Below are 24,940 nucleotides of genomic sequence, written 5' to 3'. Positions count from 1 at the left end.
CGCATGGGCAGCTGGTCTGCCCGTGCGCTATACTTTAAAGCTTTCGATTTATAGGTTTAGCGCATCATGGCGGGTCATTCCAAGTGGGCCAATATCCAGCATCGCAAGGGCCGGCAGGACGAAAAGCGCGGTCGCGTCTTCTCGCGGCTGGCTAAGGAAATCACCGTCGCGGCCCGCATGGGCGGAGGCGATGCCAGTTTTAACCCGCGCCTGCGTCTGGCCGTGGACAAGGCCAAGGCGGTGAACATGCCCGCCGACAACATCGACCGGGCGGTCAAGAAGGGCACCGGCGAGCTGGAGGGCGTCACCTACGAGGAAGCCCGCTACGAAGGCTACGGCATCGGCGGTGCCGCGGTGATGGTCGATTGCCTGACCGACAACAAGACCCGCACCGTGGCCGACGTACGCCATGCCTTCAACAAGTACGGCGGCAACATGGGCACCGACGGCTGCGTGTCCTTCCAGTTCAAGCACTGTGGTCAGCTGCTGTTCGCACCGGGCACTTCGGAAGACGCGCTGATGGAAGCTGCGCTGGAGGCCGGTGCTGATGATGTGGCCACCAACGATGACGGCTCCATCGAGGTGCTGACTGATCCGTACCAGTTCGGCGAGGTCAAGGAAGCCCTCGAGAAAGCTGGCTTCGCTGCTGAGTTTGGCGAAGTCACGATGAAGCCCCTCAACGAGACCGAGCTGGCTGGCGACGACGCCGTGCGCATGCAGAAGCTGCTCGACGCGCTGGAATCCCTCGACGACGTGCAGGCCGTGTATACCTCGGCGGCGATGGACGAAGAGTAAGAGGCTCCTGCTCCTTGTGAAGGCTGCGACTCCTCGCGGAATCGCTGCCCATAAAAAAACCGGCAGCGCCCAAGGGCGCTGCCGGTTTTTTTCATGCCTTTTTCGGGCTTGATCTTCAGGCGGTCTTGCGGCGCGTCCTGATCAGTGCTGCGGCCGACACGCCAAGCAGGGCCAGCGTGCTGGGTTCCGGCACCTGGGTGGTGGTCGTTTGTACGGTCGCGGCCGGATCGCGAACCCACAGGCTGATGTGCGACAGGCCGGCCGGATTCTTGAGGCCGTCCTTGCCACCGGCGCGCAGTGTGCCGCTCACGTCATAGGTGCCAAACCAGTTCATGACCGGATCGTCCACGTCCGGCGGGGGCATGTGGAACAGATCGGGGGTGAAGTCGTAAACCGAGAAGGAGTCGCCGGCCTTGAACACCAGCGCGAACTGGTCGAAGTAGTTGCGGCCGAGGATGGTGCTGGTGCGTTGGGCCACGGTAGCATCGGGCGTGAAGGCCCAGGTCCCTTTGCCGGCCGTGCTGATCGTGGCGGTAAAGAAGGAGGAAGTGACGATGTCGCTGTGGCCACCGATGGTGTTGGGAACGAAGGCCCAGGGGCCGTCCTTGCTGAGCTCTTGGTATTTACCGAGCATGATCCAGCCCGGGTCGGTGGCCTTACCGTCTTTGTCCAGGTCCTGCAGCGGGTACTGGGGCGTGATGAAGGCGCCGCCCGGGAAGAGCGTGCCGCCACCACTCCCGTTCTGGGTGCCGCCGTTCAGCAGGCCGTCGCCGGCGTAGCCGAGGTTGGTGGTGGGGTAGAAGGCGTCGTTGCCGGCAAATGCTCCAGCACAGTCGGCTGCGCCCTGGCTGCCGGAGTAGATGGTTTGCAGGGTGGCGCTGCTCGTCGTGTCTGAAAACATGCTGACGCTGGTGATCTTGACGTCGGCCGTATTGCAGGACCGCAGGGCGCTGGCTTGGGCGGAAACGCACAGGAGGCCGCCGGCGAGGACGAGCTTGCTTGCTGTGGAGAGAGTCTTGTTCATGACCGTGGAGGCCTTGAGCGGTCTTCGCGTCAGCGAGATTGTTGGTAAATGAGCTAATGCTGCATGGCAGAATGACTCCTTTATAACTTGGAGGACGACTTCTCAAGCGTGACGAAAGTCAGCCTTCCGCCCATTTCGAGCGGCTGCTGACACTTTGACAAAGATATTTCACGTTTGAGTGGGCACGCGGGTGCGCGGGCAGTGTTGATCCGGGTGTCCCGCGATAGAATTCGGCCCCTGTCCATTCGTTCTTTTGGCGATACCATGGCTGCTTACATCACCGAAAAAGTCCTGTCCGTTCATCACTGGAACGACACCCTGTTTTCCTTCACCACGACGCGTGATCGGGCGATCCGCTTCGAGAATGGTCAGTTCGTGATGATCGGCCTGGAAGTGGATGGCCGCCCGCTAACCCGTGCGTACTCGATCGCCAGCGCGAACTACGAGGAAACCCTCGAGTTCTTCAGCATCAAGGTGCCCAACGGCCCGCTGACCTCCCGCCTGCAGCACCTCCAGCCGGGCGATGATCTGCTGGTATCGCGCAAGCCCACGGGGACGCTGGTGTTGCATGATCTGTTGCCGGGCAAGCATCTGTACCTGTTCTCCACGGGTACCGGGCTGGCGCCGTTCATGAGCGTGATCCGCGACCTGGATGTGTATGACCGGTTCGAGAAGGTCATCCTGATCCACGGTGTCCGCACGGTCAGCGAAGTCGCCTATGAGCACTACATCACCCATGAGTTGCCGCATCACGAATTCCTCGGCGAGGCGGTGCGTGACAAGCTGATCTACTACCCGACGGTGACGCGCGAGCCCTTCCGCAACCAGGGGCGTCTCACCGACCTGATCGAGAGCGGCAAGTTGTTTGAAGACATCGGCCTGCCGCCGCTGGACCCGGCCGTCGATCGGGTCATGATCTGCGGTAGTGCCGCGATGCTGAAGGACTCCCGCGAACTGCTCGACAAGCGGGGTTTCAAGATGTCGAAGCGGATCGGCGAGCCTGGCGATTACGTGATCGAGCACGCCTTCGTGGAAAAGTAAGGGCGCTGCCCGCAGGGGCGTTCGTTCGCCGCAAAAGTAAAAAGCCCCTGTCGCTGTTCGATAGGGGCTTTTTCATGATCTGCCGCCGCAATTGCGTGGGGCAGATCTCAGGCTGTTCGGCCTAGCAGGGCTGCTCAGTAGCGGCGAGCCGGCGGCGGTGCCATGTTGCCGGTCTTGGGCGGCAGGTGGCGGAAGGTGATACGTCCCTTGCTCAGATCATAAGGGGACATTTCGAGGGTGACTTCGTCACCGGCGATGATACGGATGTGGTTCTTCTTCAGCTTGCCGCCAGCGTAGGCGATCAGGTTGTGCTCGTTGTCGAGGGTGACGCGATAACGCCCGTCGGGGAGAACTTCGGTAACCTTACCGTGCATTTCGATGAGTTCTTCTTTGGCCATGTACATGCTCCATGTGGTGGCCGTGCAGCATCCCGGTGTGGGGCGCGTCGGCCAGGGCCCGCCACCACCTTGGTGGGCCAGGTTCTGCCAGGGCCTGGAAGGGCGGTGGCGATTGAATGTCGGCGCGTTGATTGGCGGGCCGGCGGATAAGCTGCCTGCGCGTGGCGTCGCAGGCGAGGATGAGTGATGTGTTGCTGTCAGGCGCCCCGGCAACTCGCACGCAAGCCGGATCGGCAATTGACTGGCGGAGCCTGAAAGCCTTGGGCCACCTCTAAGGTGGCCCAAGTCATTGAAATTCTGGGCGGTCGTTGAGCGACTGGAGCGCTCGACCGATGGATTAAGTAAGTCCGTCGACCTGGGCAATGACTGGCAAAGGCAACTCACCGAAACCTCAAAACCTCTAAGTATGATAGTCCGGCAGGGGATCCATGGCAAGGCCTTCTAGCCGCAACGGATCTTTTGTATGAGAGATAAGTCGTTGTTATGTTTTGTTTTTCTGCGCTTATTCGGTGAGGTTGGAGCGGTTCTGCGCATAAAGAAAACCCGAGGGGCTGAAGCCGCTCGGGTTGAAATCCACACCAATGGAGGAGAGGGTGGAGGAGACAGATACAGGATAGAGCAATTTTGTTGTGCGGTGCAACATTTTTTGCGTCAGGGTTGTGGGCTTCAGAGCGTAGATCTACGCCGTACGTGCCCTGTCGCAACGTCGGTGTGTGTGTGGTGTGGATGGGTGTGCCTTCGGGGTTGGGCGGAGGGGCTGCAGCATGAGTGCCTGTAGGTGACGTTTTTTGGGTTACCGACAGCTTTCTGGCGCAGAAAAGCAGAAAGCCAACCCAGGAGGGTTGGCTTTCTGCATGTGTTCTGGTGGGTTGTGAGTGACTCGAACACTCGACCTACGGATTAAGAGTCCGCTGCTCTACCAACTGAGCTAACAACCCATTCTTACTTTGGAGCCGGCTGAATTCATGACCCCACCTTCACTGGTGGGGCGGGCGAGATTCGAACTCGCGACCAACGGATTAAAAGTTAACCAAACGGCTTGCTTTCAATCACTCCCCGTCGAAGAAGGCCTGCATTATCAAGACCTACGGTCGATCCGTCAACCCTGTTGATGAAATAGATCAACCAGACGTGCACCAGACGAACGTGCATGAACCGGAAAGAAACCGGAGGAGTGTTCAGCGGAAGACAGCTTCAGACCGCTTGATGTAATCCAGAAAGTCGATCCAGCCCACGCGGACACCGGGCAGGGCGCACACGGCGGGGATCTTGTACCTGAGGGGGTTCAAGGGCAGAGTTGGCTGCCACTCTTCATCCGTAACCAGTTCTTTTCCTAGGACGGAGGCTGTGGCGATGATAAGGATATCGTTTTCGCCAACACCAGCCCCGTACCTATCACCTTCGATGCCGATGAGACCTTTGATCCGTAGTGACTCCTGAAGGATCGCATTGCTGACATCATGCGTTTGCAGGTCTGCGTCCCGCAGCCACTGCCAGCAGTCTGGAGAATTGGTATGCACCTCCCCCAATGCAACGGAGGACATCATGATTGAGGCGTCGTTGATACGGGCTTCCATCCACTCCCAAAGGCCAGGAAACTGTTGGACTGGGTAGTTATCCCAAGCGTAGATGATCGATGACGCGTCAAACACCTGCATAGTGCCGTTCCAGCAGATGGATGTCCTTAACCTTTAGGTTATCCAGGTAGTTACACGCTTTAGCAAGGCTGATCCGCTTGCCGCTAAGAGCGCTCAGCACGGTACGAACGTACACATCACCGAAAACATGCTTCGGTTCCCGGTGGCGGTAGGCCCGATTGCCGCCGTCTTTGTCCTCTACGTGGAGGGCGTTCCTCCACTGACGATAGGCAGCGTAGAGATCACGGGACAGCCGGTGGCTATCCATCAAACGGCGTAGCAAGACTTCGCTGCTGACACCCCAGTTTTTTCGGTACTCAGCGAGCCAATCATCGTAAAGTGCGACATCATCTGGGCGTTCGCGGTCGGAGATGATGGGTAAGAAGTCATCTGGGACCAGCAGGTAGCCCGCAAAGGCATTGGCTTCCTGCTCCCTGCCTCCGCGCGCGTGCATGTCCTCATCGTCGTCAATGGAGCTACTGCGGTGAAGCAGGAGATGTCCAAGCTCGTGCATCAGGGTAAAAACCTGCTGTGCATCAGCAGCCTGCTTCTTGACGACGATGACCGGGCAATCTGGGTCATAGAGGGAGAAACCGAGGATTGGGCTTTCCTTCGCGATTTGCCATTTCCCGTTGTAGCCATTGCTCCGGAAGACCAGCAGGCCTTGAGCTTCGATCGCCCGGCGATAGTCGTTGAAGTCGTTACTGGCTCCCAGGCCAAGCCATGCCCGCGCGGTTGCCGCCGCTTGCTTCGGGGTTAACCCGTCCAGCCGCGGAGGGACAAAGTGCGGGTGGCTGCCGTCATCGATTTCCTCGCGAAGCGCCAGATACACGGTCCGCTGATGCTCGACGCGCTCGATCAGCGTCTTGATCCGGGCGGAAAGCTCAGGCTTCTGATTCGCCAATGTACGGAATTGAGGAGTGTGGATGGCAGCTTCGTTGACAGGGGTTTGCTCCAGGAAGAACAACACCCCCCGCCCGAAGTATTCGGCGACCTTCTTCAGCTGGTTGAACGTCAGACTGGGTTCGCCAGCCAACAGCTTTTCAAAGTTGGCCATCGCAATGTCCGTCGTAGAGGCGCACTCCTCCACGCTGACACCTCGATCGGCGCAGCACCATAAAAACCTGTCCGGATTGATCCCCGCAATGCGTTCCATGGCCGAATTATGCCATGCTAAAGAAAGCTCTTCTTGGGCAGGGGCCCACCGCCATTGAGAAAACGTGGTCAGCCAGGTATTCCCGTAGGGTGATTGAGCGGGCACGAACTAGGCGTTGCCTACAGTGACGAGATTGCGTGACCGGAACCGCTCCCCCCCCGCTCGCGGTGACACCGGGCTGGCGGGTGCCAGCCGGACATGAAAACGGCCAAGGGTGCAGGGCACCCTTGGCCTATCTACTGCATCAAGCGATACACAGTTCCGGCGGGACCAGGAGCTTGTCCAGCTCAGCCTCAGGAAAACGCGCCTGAAGCAGCGCAAACGCCGCCATCACCTCGCCAGAACGCGGCACGACACCCTCCTCGTAACGCAACGTCTTGCGGCTGGCATTCTTGACGTCATTGGCACTGGTTTGCAGCCCAATGCTGGTTAGCCACTCCGCCAGCTGGGGGCCAGAGATCGTTTTCTGCAAACCGACCTGCTCGCGGTTCCAGGCACGCAGAAACAGGCGACGAAGAAGACCGACAGAACCTTCGTCGGTCATATGAATGCCGACCCCGCTACGACCATCACGCCGTTTGGCGCGGCGCGCCAGGCCCAGCTGGTAGTACTGCTGCCAGTTGTCCCAGTCCGCCAAGGTCTTTAGGCAATTCTTCTTGATCCAGCCATCGAAGATTGCCCGGGCCATCAGACCGTCTTCGGCGGTGGGCCAGGGTTCCATGTCGAATGCGATGTGTTCGACACCACGCACCGGAATCATCCGTGGATTGATCAGGCGGTTCTTCATGTCCGGTTCCAGGTTCAGAGTCTGTTCGCGGGTCAGCCGGGTGAAACGGGTATCGCTCGTCCACTGGGCGCGCGTCGACACGAAGGGCCGGGTCATCGTTTTCTGGCCGGGACGGCGGTTCAGATAGAGGTCGAGCATGTACTCGTTATGTTCCGCCTTGGGGATCGCCGGGGGCGGCGAAACACCGACCTTGGCCAGGATGGTCTTCTGGTCGGGATTGGCCTCTTCGTGATACTCGGCGGTGATCTGGCCGCGGGTTTTCATCACGATGACCTGGCGAGCACGGTGCTTTTCTTCCAGGATTTCGCGCTTGCCAGTGGCGAGTTCAGCCCAGTCCATGTAGCGCTGGGCCATGACCCCGTTGAGGGGCAGCTCCTCGAAGCTGCAGTTGCAGATAAAGCCGTCCGTAGTCACGGACAGCGCCCGCTTGCCAGCAGGCAGGTTGCAGAGAATTTCCATCAGGGTGGCGCGCACAATGCCGGTGGAGTGTGCAGCGATTACCTCGTTGGTGATGGCTGATTTCGGCAGCAGCATCGATTGACCACTGCGCGTATCAAACACCCGCTTCTCCTTCAGGCCCATCGCCGTACGTCCGTAGGTGGAATTGAGAATCAGTTTCATCAGCTGCTCCTTCACGGAGCCTTTGGGATATAGACCACGAAGACGTCGGCCTTCGGTTATACCGGCCCCGAACAGTCGGGTTTCCACCGGCAGGCCCATAGCATCCGTTTTGCTGGGGTAGATCACGCCGTGGTAAAACTTGGTGATCTTGACGCCATTACGTACGGCGACGGCCAGTTCCGCGGCAGTGCAGTGAGCACGGCCGGAGCGCGGGGACAGCAACCCGCGGTTGCCACCATCGACCAAGAGGCCAAACGGTTGGCCGGCATCGCACTCGAATTCGACGTGGGCGAAGCCGATGACATCGCCCATGAAGTCGTCGAGGTTGGTTGAGACGCGGGGATTCTCGAAGTCGATCAAGCGGATCGACAACATGGCCGAGGGATAGGCGGCCTTCAGATCCCAGTCACGCCAGTCGTCGATTTCGCTGGCACCTGCCCACATCACGGAATTGAGACCACCGTGGTAGCACTGGGTGACGAACGCACGGTGATCTTCCCGCTGGGGAATCGGCACTTCCTCCGTGATCGTTCGGACCTGATCCGCCTTTTCGCTCCAGACGGCGGTTTTGACGGTATGAACCCCCAGGCACTCGGCCCGGTCGAGACCGGCGTCCTTGAGGGTTTTGAGGAAGAACTTCTGCGCCAGCGAGCTGGCGGTCGGCGGTAGTTCCGATGACCCTGTCAGTTCCTTGGCCAGCAACATGGTCTCGGCCATGAACTTGACCACGATCTTCGGATCGGTGAGAGCATAGCGTTCGAAAAGGGGCTTGTCCTGAAGAAGCAGGTCCATCCGGTCTTTGGTGTAAGGGGCCGGCAACTCGACTTTGGGAATGCCAATCTGCTCGCCGACTGCTTCCAGAGGCGTGCCCATCACGGTATAAGCCGCCATGTCGCGGAAGAATAAGGAGAGCAGGCGGAGCCGGCCGTTTTCCAACACCAGGGTCGAGGTCCGGCGGGGCGTCGCAGATGGCTGTTTGTCGTCATCCGGGTCCATCGTTTCGGACGACGTGCCGAAGCCTTGAGGCAGTAGGCTATAACTGATTGCCTTGCCGATCGTACAGATGCGTCCGCCTGCGCTGTCCAGTTGCGATTTCATCTCCTGGAATTCGGTGATCGAATCGAGGTCTGCGCGAAGAAAGTAAGCCCCAATGATGACCCGGCGAGGCCAGTGGCGGATCAGCTTCTTCTCGTACGCTTGCAGCAGGAGGCGAACGATACGGTCGATGAGCGAAATCCGCTCGCCATCCGGGGAATAGTAGATGTCGGAGAGTTCGCCACCTTCAGCCAGCATGTGGAGCTGGTTGGAGAGGATGCGTTTGCGCCCGGTTACCGGGTCATCGACATATTCGGTGTCCCAGCCCATCAGCACGTCCGGACCATCACCGATGGCCACCTGGGTGGGATCGGCTGCGGCTTCAGCCAGTTTGGCTGCGTGTACCGCCAGCAGTCGCGCCAGTTCCGATTCGGCGTCGTAGTCAGCGGGATCGGCGGTGTAAGTGTTCAGTACCATATCCCCCGCCTTGGACCTACACCACTTCGGCTTGGTCTCAATGGTGGCCTTTTTGGGGCGGACCGTTTTGGGTTTGTGCTTCATGAGATTTCCTGAAAAAAGCCTTCCCGGTGGAGTCGGGAAGGCTGGGGGAGGATTACTGCGGCTTGGAACTCACTGGTTTGCTGGGCTCCTTCTTTTCCTCCAGGAAACTGAAGTCGATTTGCGGTGCGTTACGGTGGCGTGCCTCGTACAACTCGTCGATCACGCGGTCGTGATGCTCTTGAGTGCAAGGCACGTGACAGATCACATTGCCGTTGGCGTCACGGCACAGCACGCCGGTGTTAGTCGAGGTGTAGTCAGCGATACGGCTGACATCGATCCGGCCAACGCCGGGTATTTTTTGCGAAGACATAAGAATGTCCTTTCTTTAGGATGCAAGAGCCCCTCCTCTATGACGATAGGGTCAATAGGGGCGGATTAAGGAATGTGAAGCGGCCGTGGCCGATGCTGATATCGACCGGCGGTTAGGGGGAGCGCGTGGGGTGTGCATGATTAGCCACCCTTTCGACGGGCCAGCAGCAGCTCGCCGATGTCGTTGGCGGCTTGACGCAGCCGCTTTTGTGGGGTGGCGAGGTAGTGCACCTCTAGGGTGCGTACCGATTTATGACGTAGTAATCTTGAGACGGTCAGGACGTCCATCTGGGGCAGTTCCATGGCCCGGGTGGCTACCGTTTTCCGAAATAGATGGAAACCCGCAGGGTCGAGGCCTGTAGCCGCTAGAACCTTCTTGAGGCGCTTGTAGGGCGCGACCATGTGACCGGTGCCGCTCTTGGCCGGGAACAAATGTGGGTTTCCGGGGCGGCGCAAAGGCGCGAGGGCTTCCAGAATTGCCGCGACGGTGGTGGTGAGCGGCAATGTCTGCGCCTCACCCGCCTTGGTCATGCGCAGATGCACGACGCCGTTGGCGTAGTCGATATCGGTTTCCTCGAGGGCGAGGATCTCGTTGATGCGCGCCGCGGTCGCCAGCAGAAACTGGATCAACAGCACGAAGATCAAGGGTTCGTCGACCAGGGCGGCCAGGAAACGATCCTGCTCGTCCGTGTCCAGGGCTCTCGGGCTGGGTGGCGATTCCTTCAACTGGCGCACGCGCTTGAAGGGGTTTTCAGCGATGAAGCCCTCTTCTACGGCACGCCCCAGAGCACGCCGGGCTGCCATCAGGACGCGGTTGATCGTCGCAGGGGTCAGTTCGCCAAAGCGCATCGAGGGATCGCCGGCGAGCAGGAGTTTGACGAGACGCTCGCCATCCCGATGGTCGATGTCCTGGAGCGACTTGTCGCCGAGCAGGGGCAGGACGTAGCGCGTCAGGCGCGCCATCGTGTCCTTGCTAGAACGTTGATGTTGCTGCACCCACGGGTGAAAGTGCAGGGTGACAAACGTTTCCAGCGTCATGCGGGCGGACTTCGGGCTGCGTCCGGCGGCGATGTCGTCCTGGTAGCGTTTGGCGAGTGCGGCCATCTCGATGTAGGGCATGACGCCCACTTCACCGAGGCGGATGCTCGTGTAGTTGCCGGTCAGCGGGTCGCGGTAGCGTAGGAACCAGACCTTCCGGCCTTTGCACTTTCCGCTGCGATAGGTGATCTCGACGACCCCCGGCAGGTCGGGGACGCGCTTCTCGGTCTGCTTGGGTGCCCGAGCCTTCAGGTCGGGCGCGTCAGCGCCGCATGCGCGCGCCAGCAGAGCGACCCGCTGGATACGCTTTCGACCGATCTTGTCGGTCGGCAACACGATGATTTCCGCCGACGTACGCGCCGCCGGATCTGGCTGAACCAGCTCGACGACCGTCGGCGTAACCTTCGTGAAATGGGACATGCATCTCTCCTTGAATCGGCCTGCGCAACGGCGCAAACGTCAAGGGGCATGTTCCGGACGGCCCGAAGAGGCCGGACATCAAGAGGGGGGACTCGAAGGGGTTTGGTGTCCGAATGAAGGTCAATGACCGACGTGCGGGATTACCAGCCGGCCAAGGGCGTGCCGGACCGGTCGGTGGGCATCTCGAAACTCGCGCCCCCCTCATCGTGCGTACTTTCCGTGGCGCGGGCCGGAAGCCTGCCGAACCGCGGGTCGTAGTTGTAGAGTTGCAGGATCGGCCAGGTCGGCCACAACTCCTTCTTGGCGCGCGACACCGCCCGCCTCAAGATCAGGTTTCGCTTTCGTTCCAGGTGCTTGCGCTCGGCCTCGGATAGGTGGTCTGGCGCCGAGTTGGCGGGCGTCACGCTGAGCCAGTAGATCGCTTTCAGGCTGAGCAAATCCCGAAGATGCTGGTTGGACACGTTGCCGTAAAGCTGCAGGCAAAGCTGGGCGCAGGCGGCGATGAACTGGCCTTGCAGTTGGTAGTCGTTGTCTTCCAGGAGCGAAGCCACCCCATCTTCGCGGGAGCGCAGCAGCGTTTCATAGCGGCTCACCAGTGCCAGGGTCGCTTCCCGGGTCTGCTCGATGCGCTGGCAGTCCGCCGCGTCGAGAGCCTGGGCCACCACCGGGTGGGCATTGAGTTCGCCGATTGCGGTTTCCATGCGCCGCACACTCACCGACAGGGCTTTGAGCAGGCGGTTTCGTTCTTCAAGCACGAGCGCCGTGCCCTGATCCCGAAAGCGATACAGGATCTCGCGCACTCCACCCGTGAACAGCCACAGGCGTTCATCCCGCGACACCTCGGCGAGGAGTGCTTCTAGGTGCGCTTCCGGGGCATCGCCCCGATCGAAGTTGGGGGGAAGGCGGACGCCTTTACGCGGGTCCCCCCCACGATGCACCACCGCGATCATCTCCTGAAGCTTTTCTTCAAGCCGGTCGGCGATACCGTGAAGCGGCTCGCTGTCCGTGGAGTCCCCAACCGGCAGGAGGTTGTCGGCTTCTTCCAGTCGCCTGGCTCGATCCGCGCTGGGTAGTCGTTCCCGTATCCCCTGCTCGATCCGTTTCCGCTGCGCTACGAAGACCTTGACCCATTCGCTCTCGTCCGTGTGTTCCGCCGTGGGCGTTTGCTGCGCACTATCCATGCTCATTTATCCCGCTCCCATTCGCCGAAAGCGACGAAGCTAGCACGAGGCCCTGCGCATGACACCCCCCCCACGCGCTACGCCGACTCGAAGCGGCCGGTCTGATCTAGGTCTGGCGACAGCCGGGGCGCGCCTCGATGGTTTGCCTGCTGGAGCCGGGCACGATCACGCCACTCGTGATCCAGCCTCAGGATCACCGTTGACACGCCGACGGGGCTGTCCAGCGATACACGCCCCGACGTGCAGCGTCGATGGGACTACTCTCGAAAAAAAGATCGTCCAGATCCCCCCATCGGCAAGATTGCCGATGGGGGGATCTCGTAGCCCGTCAGGACGAGGTGGGTGAACTCGCCGACGCCGCGGTCAGCACGCTCGACAGACGCTGGGCCGCATCACGCAGCTGATCGTTACCGAGAAAGGCGTAGCGGGTGGCCGTCAAGGTGCTGCCGGGCGCATGGCCCAGCAGGTTGGAGGCCTGGGTCATGCTCCCGCCATGATTGATCAGCAGGGTGGCTGCGCTTCGACGAAGGTCATGAACCTTCAGGTCGGTGATGCCCGCGCGGGCGATGACACGCTTCCAGGCGCGCATGGGGTTGGAGAGCGGCTTGCCATCCTTCCCCTCGAAGACATAGACCCGCTTACCCCCTTCGGCCCGTGACGCCAGCACCTGAAGCGCCATCTCGTTGAGCGGGATCACGCGGGACTTCTTGCTCTTCGCGCGACCGACGGGCAAGCGCCAGATGCCCTCTTCGATGAAGACCTCGGACCACTTCATCTGCAAGCATTCTTCGCGTCGCGCCGCGGTGGCCAACGCGAACATGAAGAAGTCGGCGGCGACCCGGGAGGGCTCCTGCGCCAGGGCGTTGATGAATCGCCGCAGCTCCTCGCCGGCAAGGGTGCGGTCACGGATGTTTTCTTCGGGGTGCATGCGGATACCTCGGCAAGGGTTGCGATCGCAGTGCTCGTGCAAGATCGCGACGTTGATGACCCGCTTGAGCAAGGCCAGCAGGCGGTTACTGGTGGCAGCGCACAACTCGGCACGCTTGGCATCGTGGAAGCGGACGATGTCGGCGGTCTTGAGGTCACGGAAACGCAGCTTCCCGAAGGTCGGGCTGATGTGCAGGCGCCAGCGAGACTCGACATCGTCGGCGCTGCGCAGGAGCTTAGCGCTGACCCAGTACTCTTCCTGGAAGAAGGTATCGAGGGTGATCTCCCGGGCGGCATCCTGCTTCACTTGCTGCGGATCGACGCCGGCGGCGATCTGGGCGCGTAGTTCCAGGCACACGCGGATGGCTTCTGCGGGCTCCATGCCGGGATGGACCCCGACCTTGACGGCGCGCTTGGTACCCGGCCCGGTCGGGTTCGGCATCACGTAGCGGAACAGCCAGCTTTTCATGCCGCGTTTGGTGACCACCAGACGTAGCCCCGGTGGCGCTTCCTCGGACGTGTACTCAATTTCGCTGCTGCCGTGGGAAGCCGGGCAGGGGGGCAGGGCATCGATGACCTTCCGGGTAAAACGGATTCGTCGTTGCATAGGGTTTCCTGAGACGGTTGGGGCGACACCAGACGTGCTGAGAAGTGCGTATCCGACGCACGCGGACGCCCGATGGGCGGGTGTCGTCCATGGTTTGAAGAAGGGCGTGGTAAGCGGGATGCGCCACCGGGCAGGGCCAGGCGGACGTCCCGGCCTCCGGTTCATTTCCGGTTTTTGCGGGGTTTCGGGAGGCTCAGCCGAGGTCGCCGAGCAGCGCGACGCCGCGGTATTGCGTCCGGACCACGGCGGCGGGATCGAGTGCCGCGAGCACGGCCCCGCCGAGAGCCTCCAGCTGCCGGCGGGCGAGGGCGGGATCAGTCGCCAGCAAGCACCGGGTTGCGCCGCCCAGCTCGACCTGCAGGACGATCAGACCGGTGAGCAGCCAGGGCGTCTGGCGCAGCTGGTCCAGGACGGCGAGGGCTTCCGCAAGCACCCGCGGCTGGCACCCCGCATCGAACTCCAGGATCGCAGCCCGTTCCGCGATCGCTTCGAGCAGCCCGTCATCGCAGCGCTTGAGGGCATCACCGGCGAACGACAGCAGGAGCGGGTCCCATTTTTGGGCAGCCACGGCTCAATACTCCGAAGGCTTCAAGGCGGTCGTCACCGACCGGTCCGCCTCGGAAATGATCCATACCCGGGTATTAGGGTTGCCGGGCTCCAATGTGTAGCACGAGAGTAGGCGAGTGCCGTGGATCAGGGCCTGATCGTTGGCCCGCGCATCCTCGCTGCCGACATCGCCCCAGTCTGCTCGCGCGTGACGGGCCAGGAGGGCGAAGAGGCTGACGTGATGTGCTTCGAGCAGGGCAAGCGCGCCCGGCGTGGCGGCCAGTTGGCCCAGCGGGAAGCGGGCTTGGGCAAGCTCGGGTTCGACGGTCGGCGCCGAGACCTGCAGGGTGTCGTCGGAGGTTTTCATGATGGGGCTCCAGAATGGAAAAACGCCGTCGATGCGCAGGGCGCAGGACGGCGTTGGTGAAGGGGGGAGGCGTGTTTCAGGCGGGTAAGGCGTAGGTCCGACAAAAGCGCAAGAGCTCGGGATGCACGCCGGGCTGGTCGGCGATGAAGAGGTCGTAGCCGAAACCGCCATCACCCAGGATGTAGACGAGCTCGAAGTAGCCTTCAGAATGCGCCTCGGCCGATTCAAAGGTGGGGGCGAAGTCGGGATGGCCGAAAGGCGTGTCGTTGAATAGGTTGCGCAGCACCGAGAAACCGATTTCAGCTTCAAGAGCGTCGAGCGAATCGCCGGGCTCGACGACGATGAAGCAGCCCAGCTCGTCGGCGTCCCACGGGCAGTATTCGCTGATCTCGCTGACGCGCTTCTGGATCAGCGCGCGCAGGCCCACCTCGGGCAAGGCGGTAATCGCCGCTTCATCACGCAGGACGCGCATGGTCCACCTCCTCGGCAGGCTTCGCGTCCCGGGACTTTCGACCTTTGCGTCGGCCCGGGTGATCGTCCGGCTCTTCGTCGCCGGGGAGATCCTGCCGGGTCATCTCGGGAGTCGCGCCAGCGGCGAGGGCCTCCTTCACGGGCGGAGCATAGGGTTCGCCGGGTAAGGCGAGCTGGGCGGTTTTCCAGCCCGCCCAGTCGCCGGCCACAAGGTGCTGGTGGGGCTTGTCCTCGACACCCACCAGCAAACCTTCGGCGCGCAGGATCGCGGCCATGAAAGCAGGGTTGTTTGACGACCGGCCGACAAAGGCCGGGGCGAACGCCTTGGCCGCCAGCGGCTGCGCATGATCGGCGGGCAGGCAGGCCTCGACGGCATCAAAGGCGACGACTTCACGAGAGTAGTAGCCGCCGCCGTCGTTGCCGACGATGGTCAGGAAGAGCTCCTGGCGCTCGGGGTCAGCCAGCACCTTGAAGGTGATACCCCCACCGGTCCGGCCCAGCTTCGGGGCGGTATCGGTCTTGAGGGCGAGATAGGCGGGTACGGTGGATTCGGTCATGGTCAGGGCTCCTTGGCCAGAAAGGCAAAGCCCCGATGACCGTGGGGTCATCGGGGCTTGATGTGGGTGTGAGGATCGAGTGGGTCAGCGCGGTGCGTCGCTCACGCCATCGACCAGTTTCTTGACGGCGACGGTGACGAGGGCGGTGATCAGGGCTTCAGCAGCCGGGGCAAAGATGACGGGTAGCACGGGCATTCTCCTGGTTTCAGGTGGTTAGAAAGTAGAAACCCCGGGCGCCTTGCAGCGACCGGGGTCAGGAGAATGATATCGCGTTCAGCGTAGGCGGAAAAACGATAGTACACAAAAGAAAATTAAATCTTTTTGTTGACGATGAATTTTTCTTGGCTGTACTATCCGTTAATGAACTGCTTTGTGGAGGTAAGTATGTACGCTACGACGAACGCAAATTTTCAATCGAACCTACGACGGAAACAGGAACTGCACGCGAGCAAGCACGCTAACGAGCGCAAACAGCAACGGGCGATCTCTCCGGAAGCTGTTGAGCTGATCGCTTTGTTCGGGGAGCGGTCCCACGATGGTCGCAATGGCATTCGCTGCCTGATGACGGATAAGGCTGTCGCCAAGCTGGAGAGAGCAGTCGGGCATACGCAGCGCACCGACAATCTGCGCGGTTGCTATGTTGTGTTGAGCGCCGAAGATGAATGCACTGTAATCACCGTGGGGCATCGCCATGACTAAAGCCGCAATCCCTCGGGGCAATTACGTATTCGGCACGGTGCCAGGGCAGGCGCCAGAGTTTGCGGCGCTTCACCTGATGCTCAATGATGTGCTTGCCGCCTCTCCCATGAGCAGGAGCGATGCGGTGACGTATGCCTTGGCCTGGTTCGCGGCAGTAAAGATGTTGATATCGGGGGCAATCGCAGGTTATGGGGAATATTCCGACCTGCTCCAGCGCAACTGCTGGGAAGCGGCAGAGCGCTCGGGTTTGCCACCCGAAGCTAGTGCCCTGGTATGGGCTTCGGAAGGCAGCGGGCGAGCCCAAGAGTGGGTGAACGTGAAGCTCCTGGGTCTGATAGCCGACTTCATTGACCAATTTGATCCTCATCAACGTGAATTCGCGGATGCCGTGGCCGAGATCTGCGCTCCTGAAACGGCCGGCTACGATAGCGGAATGTGCGATGCGATCATCGGCTTGCTTCAGGCGCCCTCTGGGAGCACGGTATGGATTCCATTCGATGGGACTGGGCAGCTGACCGTCAGGGCATTGAGGCGTGGGTTAAGGGTGGTTCTTGACGGTCCCAGCCAGAGTCGTTGGTCTGTACTCGTAATTAAGCTCTTGGCTGTCCTCGCGGGCAGGAGCGATATGCTTTCGACCGATGCAGGCATGCAACCGAATGAAGGTCAGGAGACCGATAGAGCGTTCGATTACCTGATCGCATGCCCGCCAATCGGTATGAAGTTACAGCCAGGTGCTGGTTGGCGCCGTTGGGAAGGGGGCGAACTCGGCTTGGCCGGATCAGATGCGATTTACAAGCGAGTGGCGGGTCAGAGTTTCGTCCAGCTTGATCGTTCGGACCCATGGGCCATGGCTGCGCTCTGGCCGCACGTAAAGTTCAAGGCAGTTTTCTTGACAGGGGTAGGCCTGTTGTTCGCGAAAGGGCAAGAGCAGCGCTTACGCGAATTCTTGGTTCTGGGGCTGGGGCAGCCCTCGGTGGTGGCGACGTTGCCCCCAAAGTTGCTACACCATGCCGGAATCCCGGTTGCACTGACGGTCTTTGATCGTGCATGCACGACGAGGTCTGTCCGCTTGGTCGATTCGAGCTCGATGACTATCGAGTCGAAGTCGACGATGCGTTTCAGCCGCCAGCTAGATGCAGCGGAGGTAGTTCGCGCGATTCAGTGTAAAGAAGACATCGATGACTTGGCGAAAACCGTGTCGTTCGACGACGTTGCCGCGCAGGAGTGCAATCTAATGCCGGTGCGTTACCTCAGGGCGCTTGCGGCAGGTGATCTTGATCGAATCGCATTGGGCAATCTTGTCGACTTAGTCATACGTGCTCCGGTTACATCGAAGGATGCTACAGCGGTCGAGGTCCAAGAGATCGGGATAGCGGACCTGGATCGATGGAGAGAACTACACGGACCTTTCGTAAAGAGCACAACGGTACAAGCCAAAAAACTTGCGGAGTGCAGTTTGCAGCCGGAGGACATCATCATCTCGATCAAAGGCACGATCGGGAAGGTTGGCCTGGTTGGCTTAGGCGCCAACAAGAGCGGCCCGGTCGTCTGTGGCCAGAGTGTCATCGCTATCCGCCCAAGGAAAAACGAAATTGGTGCTGCTGCCCTGTACCTGTACTTGAGATCAGAGGATTTCAGGGGGCAACTGGACGCTTTTCGTGTCGGCACCGCTGTTGCACACGTAACACCGGCGACGCTACTCCAGGAAGTGAAAGTGCCAAGACAGTCATTACTTGATCAAGCGACAGCCAGTGAACGCTACGCCGAGCTCTGCAGCTTGGAACGTGACGTTGAAATCACTTATCAGCGTATCGAAGAAATCCGGCGCAGCCTGTGACAACTGTAACTGCCAAATACATAATGCATAAAAAGGAAAAAGAAACGTGGATCAATCTCAACTGAAGTGGGTCGCCGACTTCATCTGGAACATCGCCGACGATCGGCTACGCGACGTCTACGTGCGGGGCAAGTATCGTGACGTGATTCTTCCATTTACCGTCCTGCGGCGTCTCGACGCCGTGCTGGAGTCGACCAAGCAGGCCGTGTTGGAGCGTAAGCAGCTTCTCGATGCCCACAAGGTGGCCGAGCAGGACGGTGCTCTACGTGATGCTGCCAAGCAGGCGTTCTACAATGTCTCGGAATTCACCCTGGCCAAGCTGAAGGCCAGCGCGGCAGGGCAGCGGCTGCGCGATGACTTCATTGCGTACCTGGACGGCTTCTCGCCCAACGTGCAGGAAATCCTCACCAAGTTCAATTTCCGCAACCAGATTCAGAAGCTGGTGGATTCGCACGTCCTTGGCTACCTGATCGACGACTTCCTCGACCCTGAGGTCAATCTCGCGCCGCTGCCCGTGAAGGATGCCGACGGCCGCATCAAGCTGCCCGCGCTGGACAACCACGGCATGGGCACGGTGTTCGAGGAGCTGATCCGCCGCTTCAACGAAGACAACAACGAAGAGGCAGGCGAGCACTTCACCCCGCGCGACGTGGTGCAGCTTATGGCCAAACTGCTGTTCCTGCCGGTGGCCGACCGGATCGAGTCCAGCACCTATTCGCTCTACGACGGCTCCTGCGGCACCGGCGGCATGCTCACCGTAGCCGAGGAAGCGCTACACGAACTGGCTGAGCAACACGGCAAGGAAGTGTCGATCCACCTGTTCGGCCAGGAGATCAGCGACGAAACCTACGCCATCTGCAAGGCCGACCTGCTCTTGAAGGGCGAAGGCGCAGAAGCCGAGAACATCGTCGGTGGCGCGGACAAATCCACCTTGTCCGCCGACCAGTTCCGCAGCCGCGAATTCGATTTCATGATCTCCAACCCGCCCTACGGCAAGAGTTGGAAGACCGATCTGGAGCGCATGGGCGGCAAGAAGGAATTCAACGACCCGCGCTTCATCGTCAGCCACGCGGACAACCCCGAGTTCAAGCTCATCACCCGCTCCAGCGATGGGCAGCTCATGTTCCAGGTGAACAAGCTGCAAAAGATGAAGCAGAACACGCAGTTGGGCAGCCGCATCGCGCTGGTGCATAACGGCTCGGCGCTGTTCACCGGCGACGCAGGCCAGGGTGAGAGCAACATCCGCCGCTGGGTGCTGGAGAACGACTGGCTCGAAGCCATCATCGCCCTGCCGCTCAACATCTTCTACAACACCGGCATCGCCACCTACATCTGGGTACTGGCTAACAAGAAGGCCGAAGCGCGCCGTGGCAAAGTGCAGTTGATCGACGCATCTCAGTGGTTCCAGCCGCTGCGCCGCAACCTTGGCAAGAAGAACTGCGAGCTCTCGGGCGGAGACATCCAGCGGATCATCGACCTCTACCTCGGCGAAGCACAAGAAACTGCCCAGTCCAAATGGTTCGACATCCAGGACTTCGGCTACTGGAAGATCACCGTCGAGCGCCCGCTGCGCCTGAAAAGCCAGCTCTCCGACGAACGCATGGAGCCCCTGCGGTTTGCCACTGGCGACGAGGCGCTGCGCGCCGAGATCTACGCCACCCACGGCGAGGCGCTGTACAGCGAGTTCGCCAAGCGCAAACCAGCCATCGAGGCGTGGCTGAAGGGTGAGGACGAGAGTGAAGACGACGACAGCGAAGACAGCAACAGCGGCGATGACGGCGAAGCCCCCGCCGCCCGCAAAGCCGTGCCCGCCAAGCGCCGCAAGAAGCTGCTCGATGCATCGACGTGGCAGCGCGACAAGGGGCTGATGGAGGTGGCACAACGGGCGCAAAAGGCTCTTGGCAGCGCCGTGTTCGACGACCACAACGAATTCCGCTCCCGCTTCGATGCTGCGCTCAAGGCGCAGGGTGACAAGCTCGGTGCGCCGGAGAAGAAGGCCATCTACAAGGCGGTGAGCTGGCGCGACGAAACCGCGCCGCGGGTCGTCGCCAAGCGCAGCAAGCTCAAGGCAGGGGAACACTTCGAGCCCGGCTTCGACGGCGCGTACCTGGAAACCGTGGGCAAGGATCGCTTCATGGTCGAGTACGAGCCCGACAGCGAGCTGCGCGACACCGAGCAGGTGCCACTGAAGGAGCCGGGCGGCATCGATGCCTTCTTCGCCCGCGAGGTGCTGCCACACGCGCCGGATGCCTGGATTGCCACCGACAAGACCCAGATCGGTTACGAGATTTCTTTCGCTCGCTATTTCTACAAGCCCGCGCCGTTGCGCACGCTGGCCGAAATCCGCGCCGACATCCTCTCGCTGGAACAGCAGAGCGAAGGTTTGCTGCATCGGATCGTGGGGGGCGCGTGATGGCGGTGGAGACCACTTATCCGAATTACCAGCCACTTCGGTCGCGCTGGGTGCCGCGTGTGCCGGAGCACTGGTCGCTCCTGCGCGCCAAGAATTTCTTGCGGGAGATCGACGACCGGTCGAAGACCGGCGAGGAAACGCTTCTGTCAATGCGGATGCAACGGGGCTTGGTGCCGCACAACGATGTCTCGGTTAAGCGCATCGCCCCAGAGAATCTCATCGGCTACAAGAAGGCACAACCGGACGAGCTGGTGTTGAATCGGATGCAGGCGGGCAACGCCATGTTCTTCCGCAACCGCCAGTCGGGTTTGGTCAGCCCGGACTACGCCGTATTCCGCTTGCTCCGAGACGACAACCCCGAGTATCTCGGCCACCTGTTCCGTTCGTGGCCAATGCGCGGGTTGTTCCGCTCGGAATCGAAGGGGCTTGGGACAGGCACGTCGGGCTTCTTGCGCCTCTACTCCGATCGTTTCGCGTCGCTGGAAGTTCCGTTACCCCCGCGCCCCGAGCAAGACCAGATCGTCGCCTACCTGCGCGCGCAGGACGCGCACATCGCCCGCTTCATCCAGGCCAAACGGGATCTGATCAAGCTGCTCACCGAACAAAAGCTGCGAATCATCGACCACGCGGTCACGCGCGGCCTTGATGCATCGGTGGCGCTGAGGCCGTGCGGCATCGAATGGTTGGGCGATGTGCCAGAGCACTGGGAAGTGCAGAGGCTGAAGAACGTGGCCAACGTGGTCTTGGGCAAGATGCTGACCACGGAAGCCAAGGCTGGCGATGGCGATTTCAAGCCCTACCTGCGCTCCACGAATGTGCAGTGGATTGAGCCCGATGTGCGCGACGTTAAGGAAATGTGGGTAGCCAAAGCTGAGATGGCGCAGCTCCGCGTTCGCAAGGGTGACTTGCTGGTCAGCGAAGGCGGAGAAGTTGGTCGGGCCTGCATGTGGAACGATGAACTGCCGGAGTGCTACATCCAGAACTCTGTTCATCGGGTTGCGGCCAAGCCGATGATGCTGCCGGAATTCCTGTTCCACCAGTTTTTCGCCTATGGCAAGCGTGGCCGCTTCAATGCCATCGTGAACCGCGTCAGCATCGCGCACCTGACGCGCGAAAAGCTCGTGACGATTCCGTTCACGGTGCCGCCGGTCGAAGAGCAAAAAGCCATCTGCCGCTGGATCACCGACGAATGCAAGCCGCTGGATGACGCTATCGCCCGCACGGAAGAAGAAATCAAGCTGATCCGCGAATACCGCGACCGCCTGATTGCCGATGTGGTCACGGGTCAAGTGGACGTGCGGGGCTGGCAGCCCGGCCCGGAGGACGTGGTGGACGACGCGGCGCTGGCCGCACTGGGCGATGAAAACGAAGATGTGGCCGAAGAGGAGGATGGCGATGGCGAAGACTGACACCAGCGAACGTTGGTTTGAGGCGCGCGTGGTGCGTGGCCTGACCGGTGTGCCGCAGCCCGAGTACAGCCATGCGCTGGCTCCCACGGACTTCGCCGCCACCCACAACGGCTACGTGCAGGGCAAGCCCACCGACTACAACCGCGACGTGGCGCTGGATGTGACACAGCTGCTCGCGTTCTTGCAGGCCACCCAGCCCAAGGCGGTCGACACGCTGGAACTGGCGGCGGACGGCATCAAGCGTACCCAGTTTCTGCACCGGCTGCAGGGCGAGATCACCAAGCGCGGCGTCGTGGACGTGCTGCGCAAGGGCGTGAGCCACGGGCCGGTACATGTCGATCTCTACAAGCTGCTGCCCACTCCTGGCAATGCCGCCGCAGCGGATGCCTTCGGCAAGAACATCTTCAGCGTCACCCGGCAGGTGCGCTACAGCAACGATTCCGGCAATGAGCTGGACTTGGCGATCTTCATCAACGGTCTGCCGGTGCTGACCTTCGAGTTGAAGAATTCGCTGACCAAGCAGACCCTGGCCGACGCCATCGTCCAGTACCAGACCACGCGCAGTCCGCAGGAACTGCTGTTCCAGTTGGGGCGTTGCGTGGCGCACATCGCAGTCGATGACGCGGAGGCCGCGTTCTGCACTGAGTTGAAGGGCAAAGCCTCTTGGTTCCTGCCGTTCAACCAGGGCTGGAACAGCGGCGCAGGCAACCCGCCCAACCCGGATGGTCTGAAAACCGATTACCTGTGGAAGCAGGTCCTGACCCGCGAGTCGCTGGCCAACATCATCGAAAGTTACGCGCAGGTGGTGGAAGAGGAGGAAGCTGACGCCAGTGGCAAAAAGAAGAAAAAGCGCAAGCAAATCTTCCCGCGCTTCCATCAGTTGCGCACGGTGCGTGCGCTGCTGCGCCGTGCCCATACCGATGGGGTGGGCAAGCGCTATCTGATCCAGCATTCGGCGGGCAGCGGCAAGAGCAACACGATTGCCTGGCTGGCGCACCAATTGGTGGAGCTGCGCCGCGCGGACGACCCGATGACGTCGCAGTTCGACTCCATCATCGTCATCACTGACCGGCGCGCGCTGGACACACAGATTGCCCGCACCATCAAGGGTTACGACCACGTGGCGGCGATCTTCGGCCACTCCGACAACGCGCAGGAGCTGCGTGAGTACCTGCGCCGTGGCAAGAAGATCATCGTCACCACGGTGCAGAAATTCCCGTTCATCCTCGATGAGCTGGGCGACCTCAGCGACAAGAAGTTCGCGCTATTGATCGACGAAGCGCATTCAAGCCAAGGCGGCAAGACCACGGCGCGAATGCACGAAGCCCTTGGCGGCAAGGTTGCCGAAGAGGAGTTCGAAGAGGAGTTCGAAGAGGACAGCACGCAGGATGCGGTCAATGCCGAAATCGAAAAGCGCATCGCCTCGCGCAAGCTTCTGGCCAACGCCAGCTACTTCGCATTCACGGCCACACCCAAGAATAAGACGCTGGAGTTGTTCGGCGAGAAGACCTTGATCGGCGACAAAGTGCAGTTCCGCTCGCCCGAAGAACTGACCTACACCACCAAGCAGGCCATCCAGGAGAAGTTCATCCTCGACGTAGTGGAGAACTACACCACCTACGACAGCTTCTACCAAGTGGCCAAGACGGTGGCAGACGATCCAGAATTCGACAAGGTGAAGGCGCTGAAGAAAATCCGCCACTACGTCGAATCGCACGACAAGGCCATCCGCCGCAAGGCCGAGATCATGGTCGATCACTTCATCGCGCAGGTGGCGGGCAAGCAGAAGATCGGTGGCAAGGCACGGGCAATGATCGTGTGCAACGGCATTGCACGGGCCATCGACTACTGGCGCGAGGTGTCGGACTACCTCACGCAGATCAAGAGCCCGTACAAGGCCATCGTGGCGTACTCGGGTGACTTTGAGATTGGCGGCCAGAAGAAAACCGAGGCCGATCTCAACGGGTTTCCGAGCAAGGACATTCCTGCCAATCTCAAACAAGACCCGTATCGCTTCCTGATCGTCGCCAACAAGTTCGTCACCGGCTTCGATGAGCCCTTGTTGCACACGATGTACGTGGACAAGCCGCTGGCGGGTGTGCTGGCGGTACAGACTCTGTCGCGCTTGAACCGGGCGCATCCGCAGAAACACGACACTTTCGTGCTCGACTTTGCCGACAACGCCGAGGCGGTGAGGGCGGCGTTCCAGGACTATTACCGCGCCACCATCCAGACCGGGGAAACCGACGCAAACAAGCTGCACGATCTGAAGGCCGAACTCGACGGGCAGCAGGTCTATAGCTGGCAGCAGGTAGAAGATTTAGTGGCGCTGTACTTGAGCGGCGCTGACCGGGACAAACTCGATCCGATTCTCGATGCGTGCGTGGTCGAATACTCGGACAAGCTCGGCGAGGACGATCAGGTCAAGTTCAAGGGTGCAGCCAAGGCTTTCGTTCGCAGCTACAGCTTTCTTGCCGCGATCCTGAGCTACGGTCACCCGATGTGGGAGAAGCTGTCGATCTTCCTGAATTTCCTCATACCCAAGCTGCCTGCGCCCAAAGAGGAAGATCTGTCCAAGGGGGTGCTGGAGACCATCGACATGGACAGCTACCGGGTAGAGGCCAAAGCGGCGCTGAAGATGGCGATGGACGACATCGACGCCACGGTCGAGCCAGTGCCGCCGGGCGGCGGAGGTGGTAAGGGCGAGGCCGACATCGACAAGCTCTCCGCGATCATCAAAACCTTCAACGATCTTTTCGGCAACATCGAGTGGAAGGACGAGGACAAGATCCGCAAGGTTATCGCCGAGGAGATCCCGGCGCGGGTGGCGCAGGACAAGGCTTACCAGAATGCGCAGGCGAACTCCGACAAGCAGAACGCCAAGTTGGAGCACGACAAGGCGCTCAACCGGGTGGTGTTGGAGCTGCTGTCCGACCACACCGAACTGTTCAAGCAGTTCAGCGACAACCCCAACTTCAAGCGCTGGCTGACGGATACGGTTTTCGATGCGACCTATCAGCCGGGGGCGATGCCATCCAAGACACCGACTCAGCGGGGCGCATCGGCGTAAGTATCCCAACTGGTGACGAAACCGCGCAGTTGGG

Annotated in this window: 20 protein-coding genes and 1 tRNA gene; 6 read left to right on the top strand and 15 right to left on the bottom strand. The window is 60.8% G+C overall.

Annotation, left to right across the window (positions count from 1 at the left end; all coding sequences use genetic code 11):
• Positions 1-66: 66 nt before the first annotated feature.
• Positions 67-795 (top strand): YebC/PmpR family DNA-binding transcriptional regulator, encoded by a 729-nt coding sequence (locus tag ACE3RX_RS19035; RefSeq protein ID WP_374486541.1) that lies wholly within the window; start codon positions 67-69, stop codon positions 793-795.
• 115 nt (positions 796-910) lie between these two features.
• Here the strand turns inward: ACE3RX_RS19035 and ACE3RX_RS19030 are convergent, their stop codons facing one another.
• Complete coding sequence (locus ACE3RX_RS19030; RefSeq protein ID WP_374486540.1) at positions 911-1,819, bottom strand: PEP-CTERM sorting domain-containing protein; 909 nt, start codon at positions 1,817-1,819, stop codon at positions 911-913.
• A gap of 264 nt (positions 1,820-2,083) precedes the next feature.
• On the opposite strand from ACE3RX_RS19030, the gene ACE3RX_RS19025 reads away from it, so the two are divergent.
• Entirely contained in the window at positions 2,084-2,860 is a 777-nt protein-coding gene (locus tag ACE3RX_RS19025) for a ferredoxin--NADP reductase (RefSeq protein ID WP_374486539.1), read from the top strand.
• A gap of 134 nt (positions 2,861-2,994) precedes the next feature.
• On the opposite strand, the gene infA is transcribed toward ACE3RX_RS19025, so the two are convergent.
• The 14 genes from infA to ACE3RX_RS18955 all read right to left on the bottom strand — a co-directional run bounded on the left by infA (position 2,995) and on the right by ACE3RX_RS18955 (position 16,171).
• Positions 2,995-3,258 (bottom strand): translation initiation factor IF-1, encoded by a 264-nt coding sequence (infA, locus tag ACE3RX_RS19020; protein ID WP_079435438.1) that lies wholly within the window; start codon positions 3,256-3,258, stop codon positions 2,995-2,997.
• A gap of 862 nt (positions 3,259-4,120) precedes the next feature.
• Positions 4,121-4,196 (bottom strand) — tRNA-Lys (locus ACE3RX_RS19015).
• Positions 4,197-4,436: 240 nt separating this feature from the next.
• A complete protein-coding gene (locus ACE3RX_RS19010) occupies positions 4,437-4,916 on the bottom strand; it encodes a DUF4411 family protein (RefSeq protein ID WP_374486538.1) in 480 nt (159 codons plus the stop codon).
• Positions 4,903-6,051: an ImmA/IrrE family metallo-endopeptidase gene (locus tag ACE3RX_RS19005; protein WP_374486537.1), complete on the bottom strand. Its 1,149-nt coding sequence runs from the start codon at positions 6,049-6,051 to the stop codon at positions 4,903-4,905. Before ACE3RX_RS19005 ends, ACE3RX_RS19010 begins: the two co-directional genes overlap by 14 nt.
• A gap of 244 nt (positions 6,052-6,295) precedes the next feature.
• The gene (locus tag ACE3RX_RS19000; protein ID WP_374486536.1) at positions 6,296-9,055 is read right to left on the bottom strand and encodes a DNA polymerase; all 2,760 of its coding nucleotides are present in this window, start codon (positions 9,053-9,055) and stop codon (positions 6,296-6,298) included.
• A gap of 52 nt (positions 9,056-9,107) precedes the next feature.
• On the bottom strand, positions 9,108-9,365 hold the full coding sequence (locus tag ACE3RX_RS18995) for a hypothetical protein (protein WP_374486535.1): 258 nt from the start codon (positions 9,363-9,365) through the stop codon (positions 9,108-9,110).
• A 140-nt stretch (positions 9,366-9,505) separates the two neighbouring features.
• Positions 9,506-10,822, bottom strand: coding sequence for a tyrosine-type recombinase/integrase (locus ACE3RX_RS18990; RefSeq protein ID WP_374486534.1), 1,317 nt, complete (start codon positions 10,820-10,822; stop codon positions 9,506-9,508).
• A gap of 140 nt (positions 10,823-10,962) precedes the next feature.
• Positions 10,963-12,009 (bottom strand): hypothetical protein, encoded by a 1,047-nt coding sequence (locus ACE3RX_RS18985; RefSeq protein ID WP_374486533.1) that lies wholly within the window; start codon positions 12,007-12,009, stop codon positions 10,963-10,965.
• 322 nt (positions 12,010-12,331) lie between these two features.
• Positions 12,332-13,537 carry a tyrosine-type recombinase/integrase gene (locus ACE3RX_RS18980; protein ID WP_374486532.1) on the bottom strand — a complete coding sequence of 402 codons (1,206 nt, stop codon included), beginning with the start codon at positions 13,535-13,537 and terminating at the stop codon, positions 12,332-12,334.
• Between the two features lie 193 nt (positions 13,538-13,730).
• Entirely contained in the window at positions 13,731-14,105 is a 375-nt protein-coding gene (locus tag ACE3RX_RS18975; protein ID WP_374486531.1) for a hypothetical protein, read from the bottom strand.
• 3 nt (positions 14,106-14,108) lie between these two features.
• Entirely contained in the window at positions 14,109-14,450 is a 342-nt protein-coding gene (locus tag ACE3RX_RS18970) for a hypothetical protein (protein ID WP_374486530.1), read from the bottom strand.
• 76 nt (positions 14,451-14,526) lie between these two features.
• Positions 14,527-14,922: a hypothetical protein gene (locus tag ACE3RX_RS18965; RefSeq protein WP_374486529.1), complete on the bottom strand. Its 396-nt coding sequence runs from the start codon at positions 14,920-14,922 to the stop codon at positions 14,527-14,529.
• Positions 14,906-15,478, bottom strand: a complete 573-nt coding sequence (locus ACE3RX_RS18960; RefSeq protein ID WP_374486528.1) for a hypothetical protein — start codon at positions 15,476-15,478, stop codon at positions 14,906-14,908. Before ACE3RX_RS18960 ends, ACE3RX_RS18965 begins: the two co-directional genes overlap by 17 nt.
• A gap of 420 nt (positions 15,479-15,898) precedes the next feature.
• Positions 15,899-16,171, bottom strand: a complete 273-nt coding sequence (locus tag ACE3RX_RS18955) for a hypothetical protein (protein WP_374486527.1) — start codon at positions 16,169-16,171, stop codon at positions 15,899-15,901.
• On the opposite strand from ACE3RX_RS18955, the gene ACE3RX_RS18950 reads away from it, so the two are divergent.
• From ACE3RX_RS18950 to ACE3RX_RS18935, 4 genes are read left to right on the top strand one after another with little or no spacing between them, the layout of a single operon-like run.
• Entirely contained in the window at positions 16,170-18,014 is a 1,845-nt protein-coding gene (locus ACE3RX_RS18950) for an N-6 DNA methylase (RefSeq protein WP_374486526.1), read from the top strand. The two genes, ACE3RX_RS18955 and ACE3RX_RS18950, sit on opposite strands and share 2 nt — an antisense overlap.
• 46 nt (positions 18,015-18,060) lie before the next feature.
• Complete coding sequence (locus ACE3RX_RS18945; RefSeq protein WP_374486525.1) at positions 18,061-20,427, top strand: N-6 DNA methylase; 2,367 nt, start codon at positions 18,061-18,063, stop codon at positions 20,425-20,427.
• Entirely contained in the window at positions 20,427-21,836 is a 1,410-nt protein-coding gene (locus ACE3RX_RS18940; protein WP_374486524.1) for a restriction endonuclease subunit S, read from the top strand. The genes ACE3RX_RS18945 and ACE3RX_RS18940 overlap by 1 nt, the downstream gene beginning before the upstream one ends.
• Entirely contained in the window at positions 21,823-24,906 is a 3,084-nt protein-coding gene (locus tag ACE3RX_RS18935; protein ID WP_374486523.1) for a type I restriction endonuclease subunit R, read from the top strand. The genes ACE3RX_RS18940 and ACE3RX_RS18935 overlap by 14 nt, the downstream gene beginning before the upstream one ends.
• The last annotated feature ends 34 nt before the right edge of the window (positions 24,907-24,940 follow it).

This window comes from Zoogloea sp. (assembly GCF_041914405.1).
Classification (GTDB): Bacteria; Pseudomonadota; Gammaproteobacteria; order Burkholderiales; family Rhodocyclaceae; genus Zoogloea.
This window is presented reverse-complemented; position numbering and strand designations above follow the sequence as displayed.

Bases quoted from the DNA above. Each gene is read 5' to 3' on its own strand.
- ACE3RX_RS19035 (WP_374486541.1), top strand. From the start codon at position 67: ATGGCGGGTCATTCCAAGTGGGCCAATATCCAGCATCGCAAGGGCCGG.
- ACE3RX_RS19030 (WP_374486540.1), bottom strand. From the start codon at position 1,819: ATGAACAAGACTCTCTCCACAGCAAGCAAGCTCGTCCTCGCCGGCGGC.
- ACE3RX_RS19025 (WP_374486539.1), top strand. From the start codon at position 2,084: ATGGCTGCTTACATCACCGAAAAAGTCCTGTCCGTTCATCACTGGAAC.
- infA (WP_079435438.1), bottom strand. From the start codon at position 3,258: ATGGCCAAAGAAGAACTCATCGAAATGCACGGTAAGGTTACCGAAGTT.
- ACE3RX_RS19010 (WP_374486538.1), bottom strand. From the start codon at position 4,916: ATGCAGGTGTTTGACGCGTCATCGATCATCTACGCTTGGGATAACTAC.
- ACE3RX_RS19005 (WP_374486537.1), bottom strand. From the start codon at position 6,051: ATGGAACGCATTGCGGGGATCAATCCGGACAGGTTTTTATGGTGCTGC.
- ACE3RX_RS19000 (WP_374486536.1), bottom strand. From the start codon at position 9,055: ATGAAGCACAAACCCAAAACGGTCCGCCCCAAAAAGGCCACCATTGAG.
- ACE3RX_RS18995 (WP_374486535.1), bottom strand. From the start codon at position 9,365: ATGTCTTCGCAAAAAATACCCGGCGTTGGCCGGATCGATGTCAGCCGT.
- ACE3RX_RS18990 (WP_374486534.1), bottom strand. From the start codon at position 10,822: ATGTCCCATTTCACGAAGGTTACGCCGACGGTCGTCGAGCTGGTTCAG.
- ACE3RX_RS18985 (WP_374486533.1), bottom strand. From the start codon at position 12,009: ATGAGCATGGATAGTGCGCAGCAAACGCCCACGGCGGAACACACGGAC.
- ACE3RX_RS18980 (WP_374486532.1), bottom strand. From the start codon at position 13,537: ATGCAACGACGAATCCGTTTTACCCGGAAGGTCATCGATGCCCTGCCC.
- ACE3RX_RS18970 (WP_374486530.1), bottom strand. From the start codon at position 14,450: ATGAAAACCTCCGACGACACCCTGCAGGTCTCGGCGCCGACCGTCGAA.
- ACE3RX_RS18965 (WP_374486529.1), bottom strand. From the start codon at position 14,922: ATGCGCGTCCTGCGTGATGAAGCGGCGATTACCGCCTTGCCCGAGGTG.
- ACE3RX_RS18960 (WP_374486528.1), bottom strand. From the start codon at position 15,478: ATGACCGAATCCACCGTACCCGCCTATCTCGCCCTCAAGACCGATACC.
- ACE3RX_RS18950 (WP_374486526.1), top strand. From the start codon at position 16,170: ATGACTAAAGCCGCAATCCCTCGGGGCAATTACGTATTCGGCACGGTG.
- ACE3RX_RS18955 (WP_374486527.1), bottom strand. From the start codon at position 16,171: ATGGCGATGCCCCACGGTGATTACAGTGCATTCATCTTCGGCGCTCAA.
- ACE3RX_RS18940 (WP_374486524.1), top strand. From the start codon at position 20,427: ATGGCGGTGGAGACCACTTATCCGAATTACCAGCCACTTCGGTCGCGC.
- ACE3RX_RS18935 (WP_374486523.1), top strand. From the start codon at position 21,823: ATGGCGAAGACTGACACCAGCGAACGTTGGTTTGAGGCGCGCGTGGTG.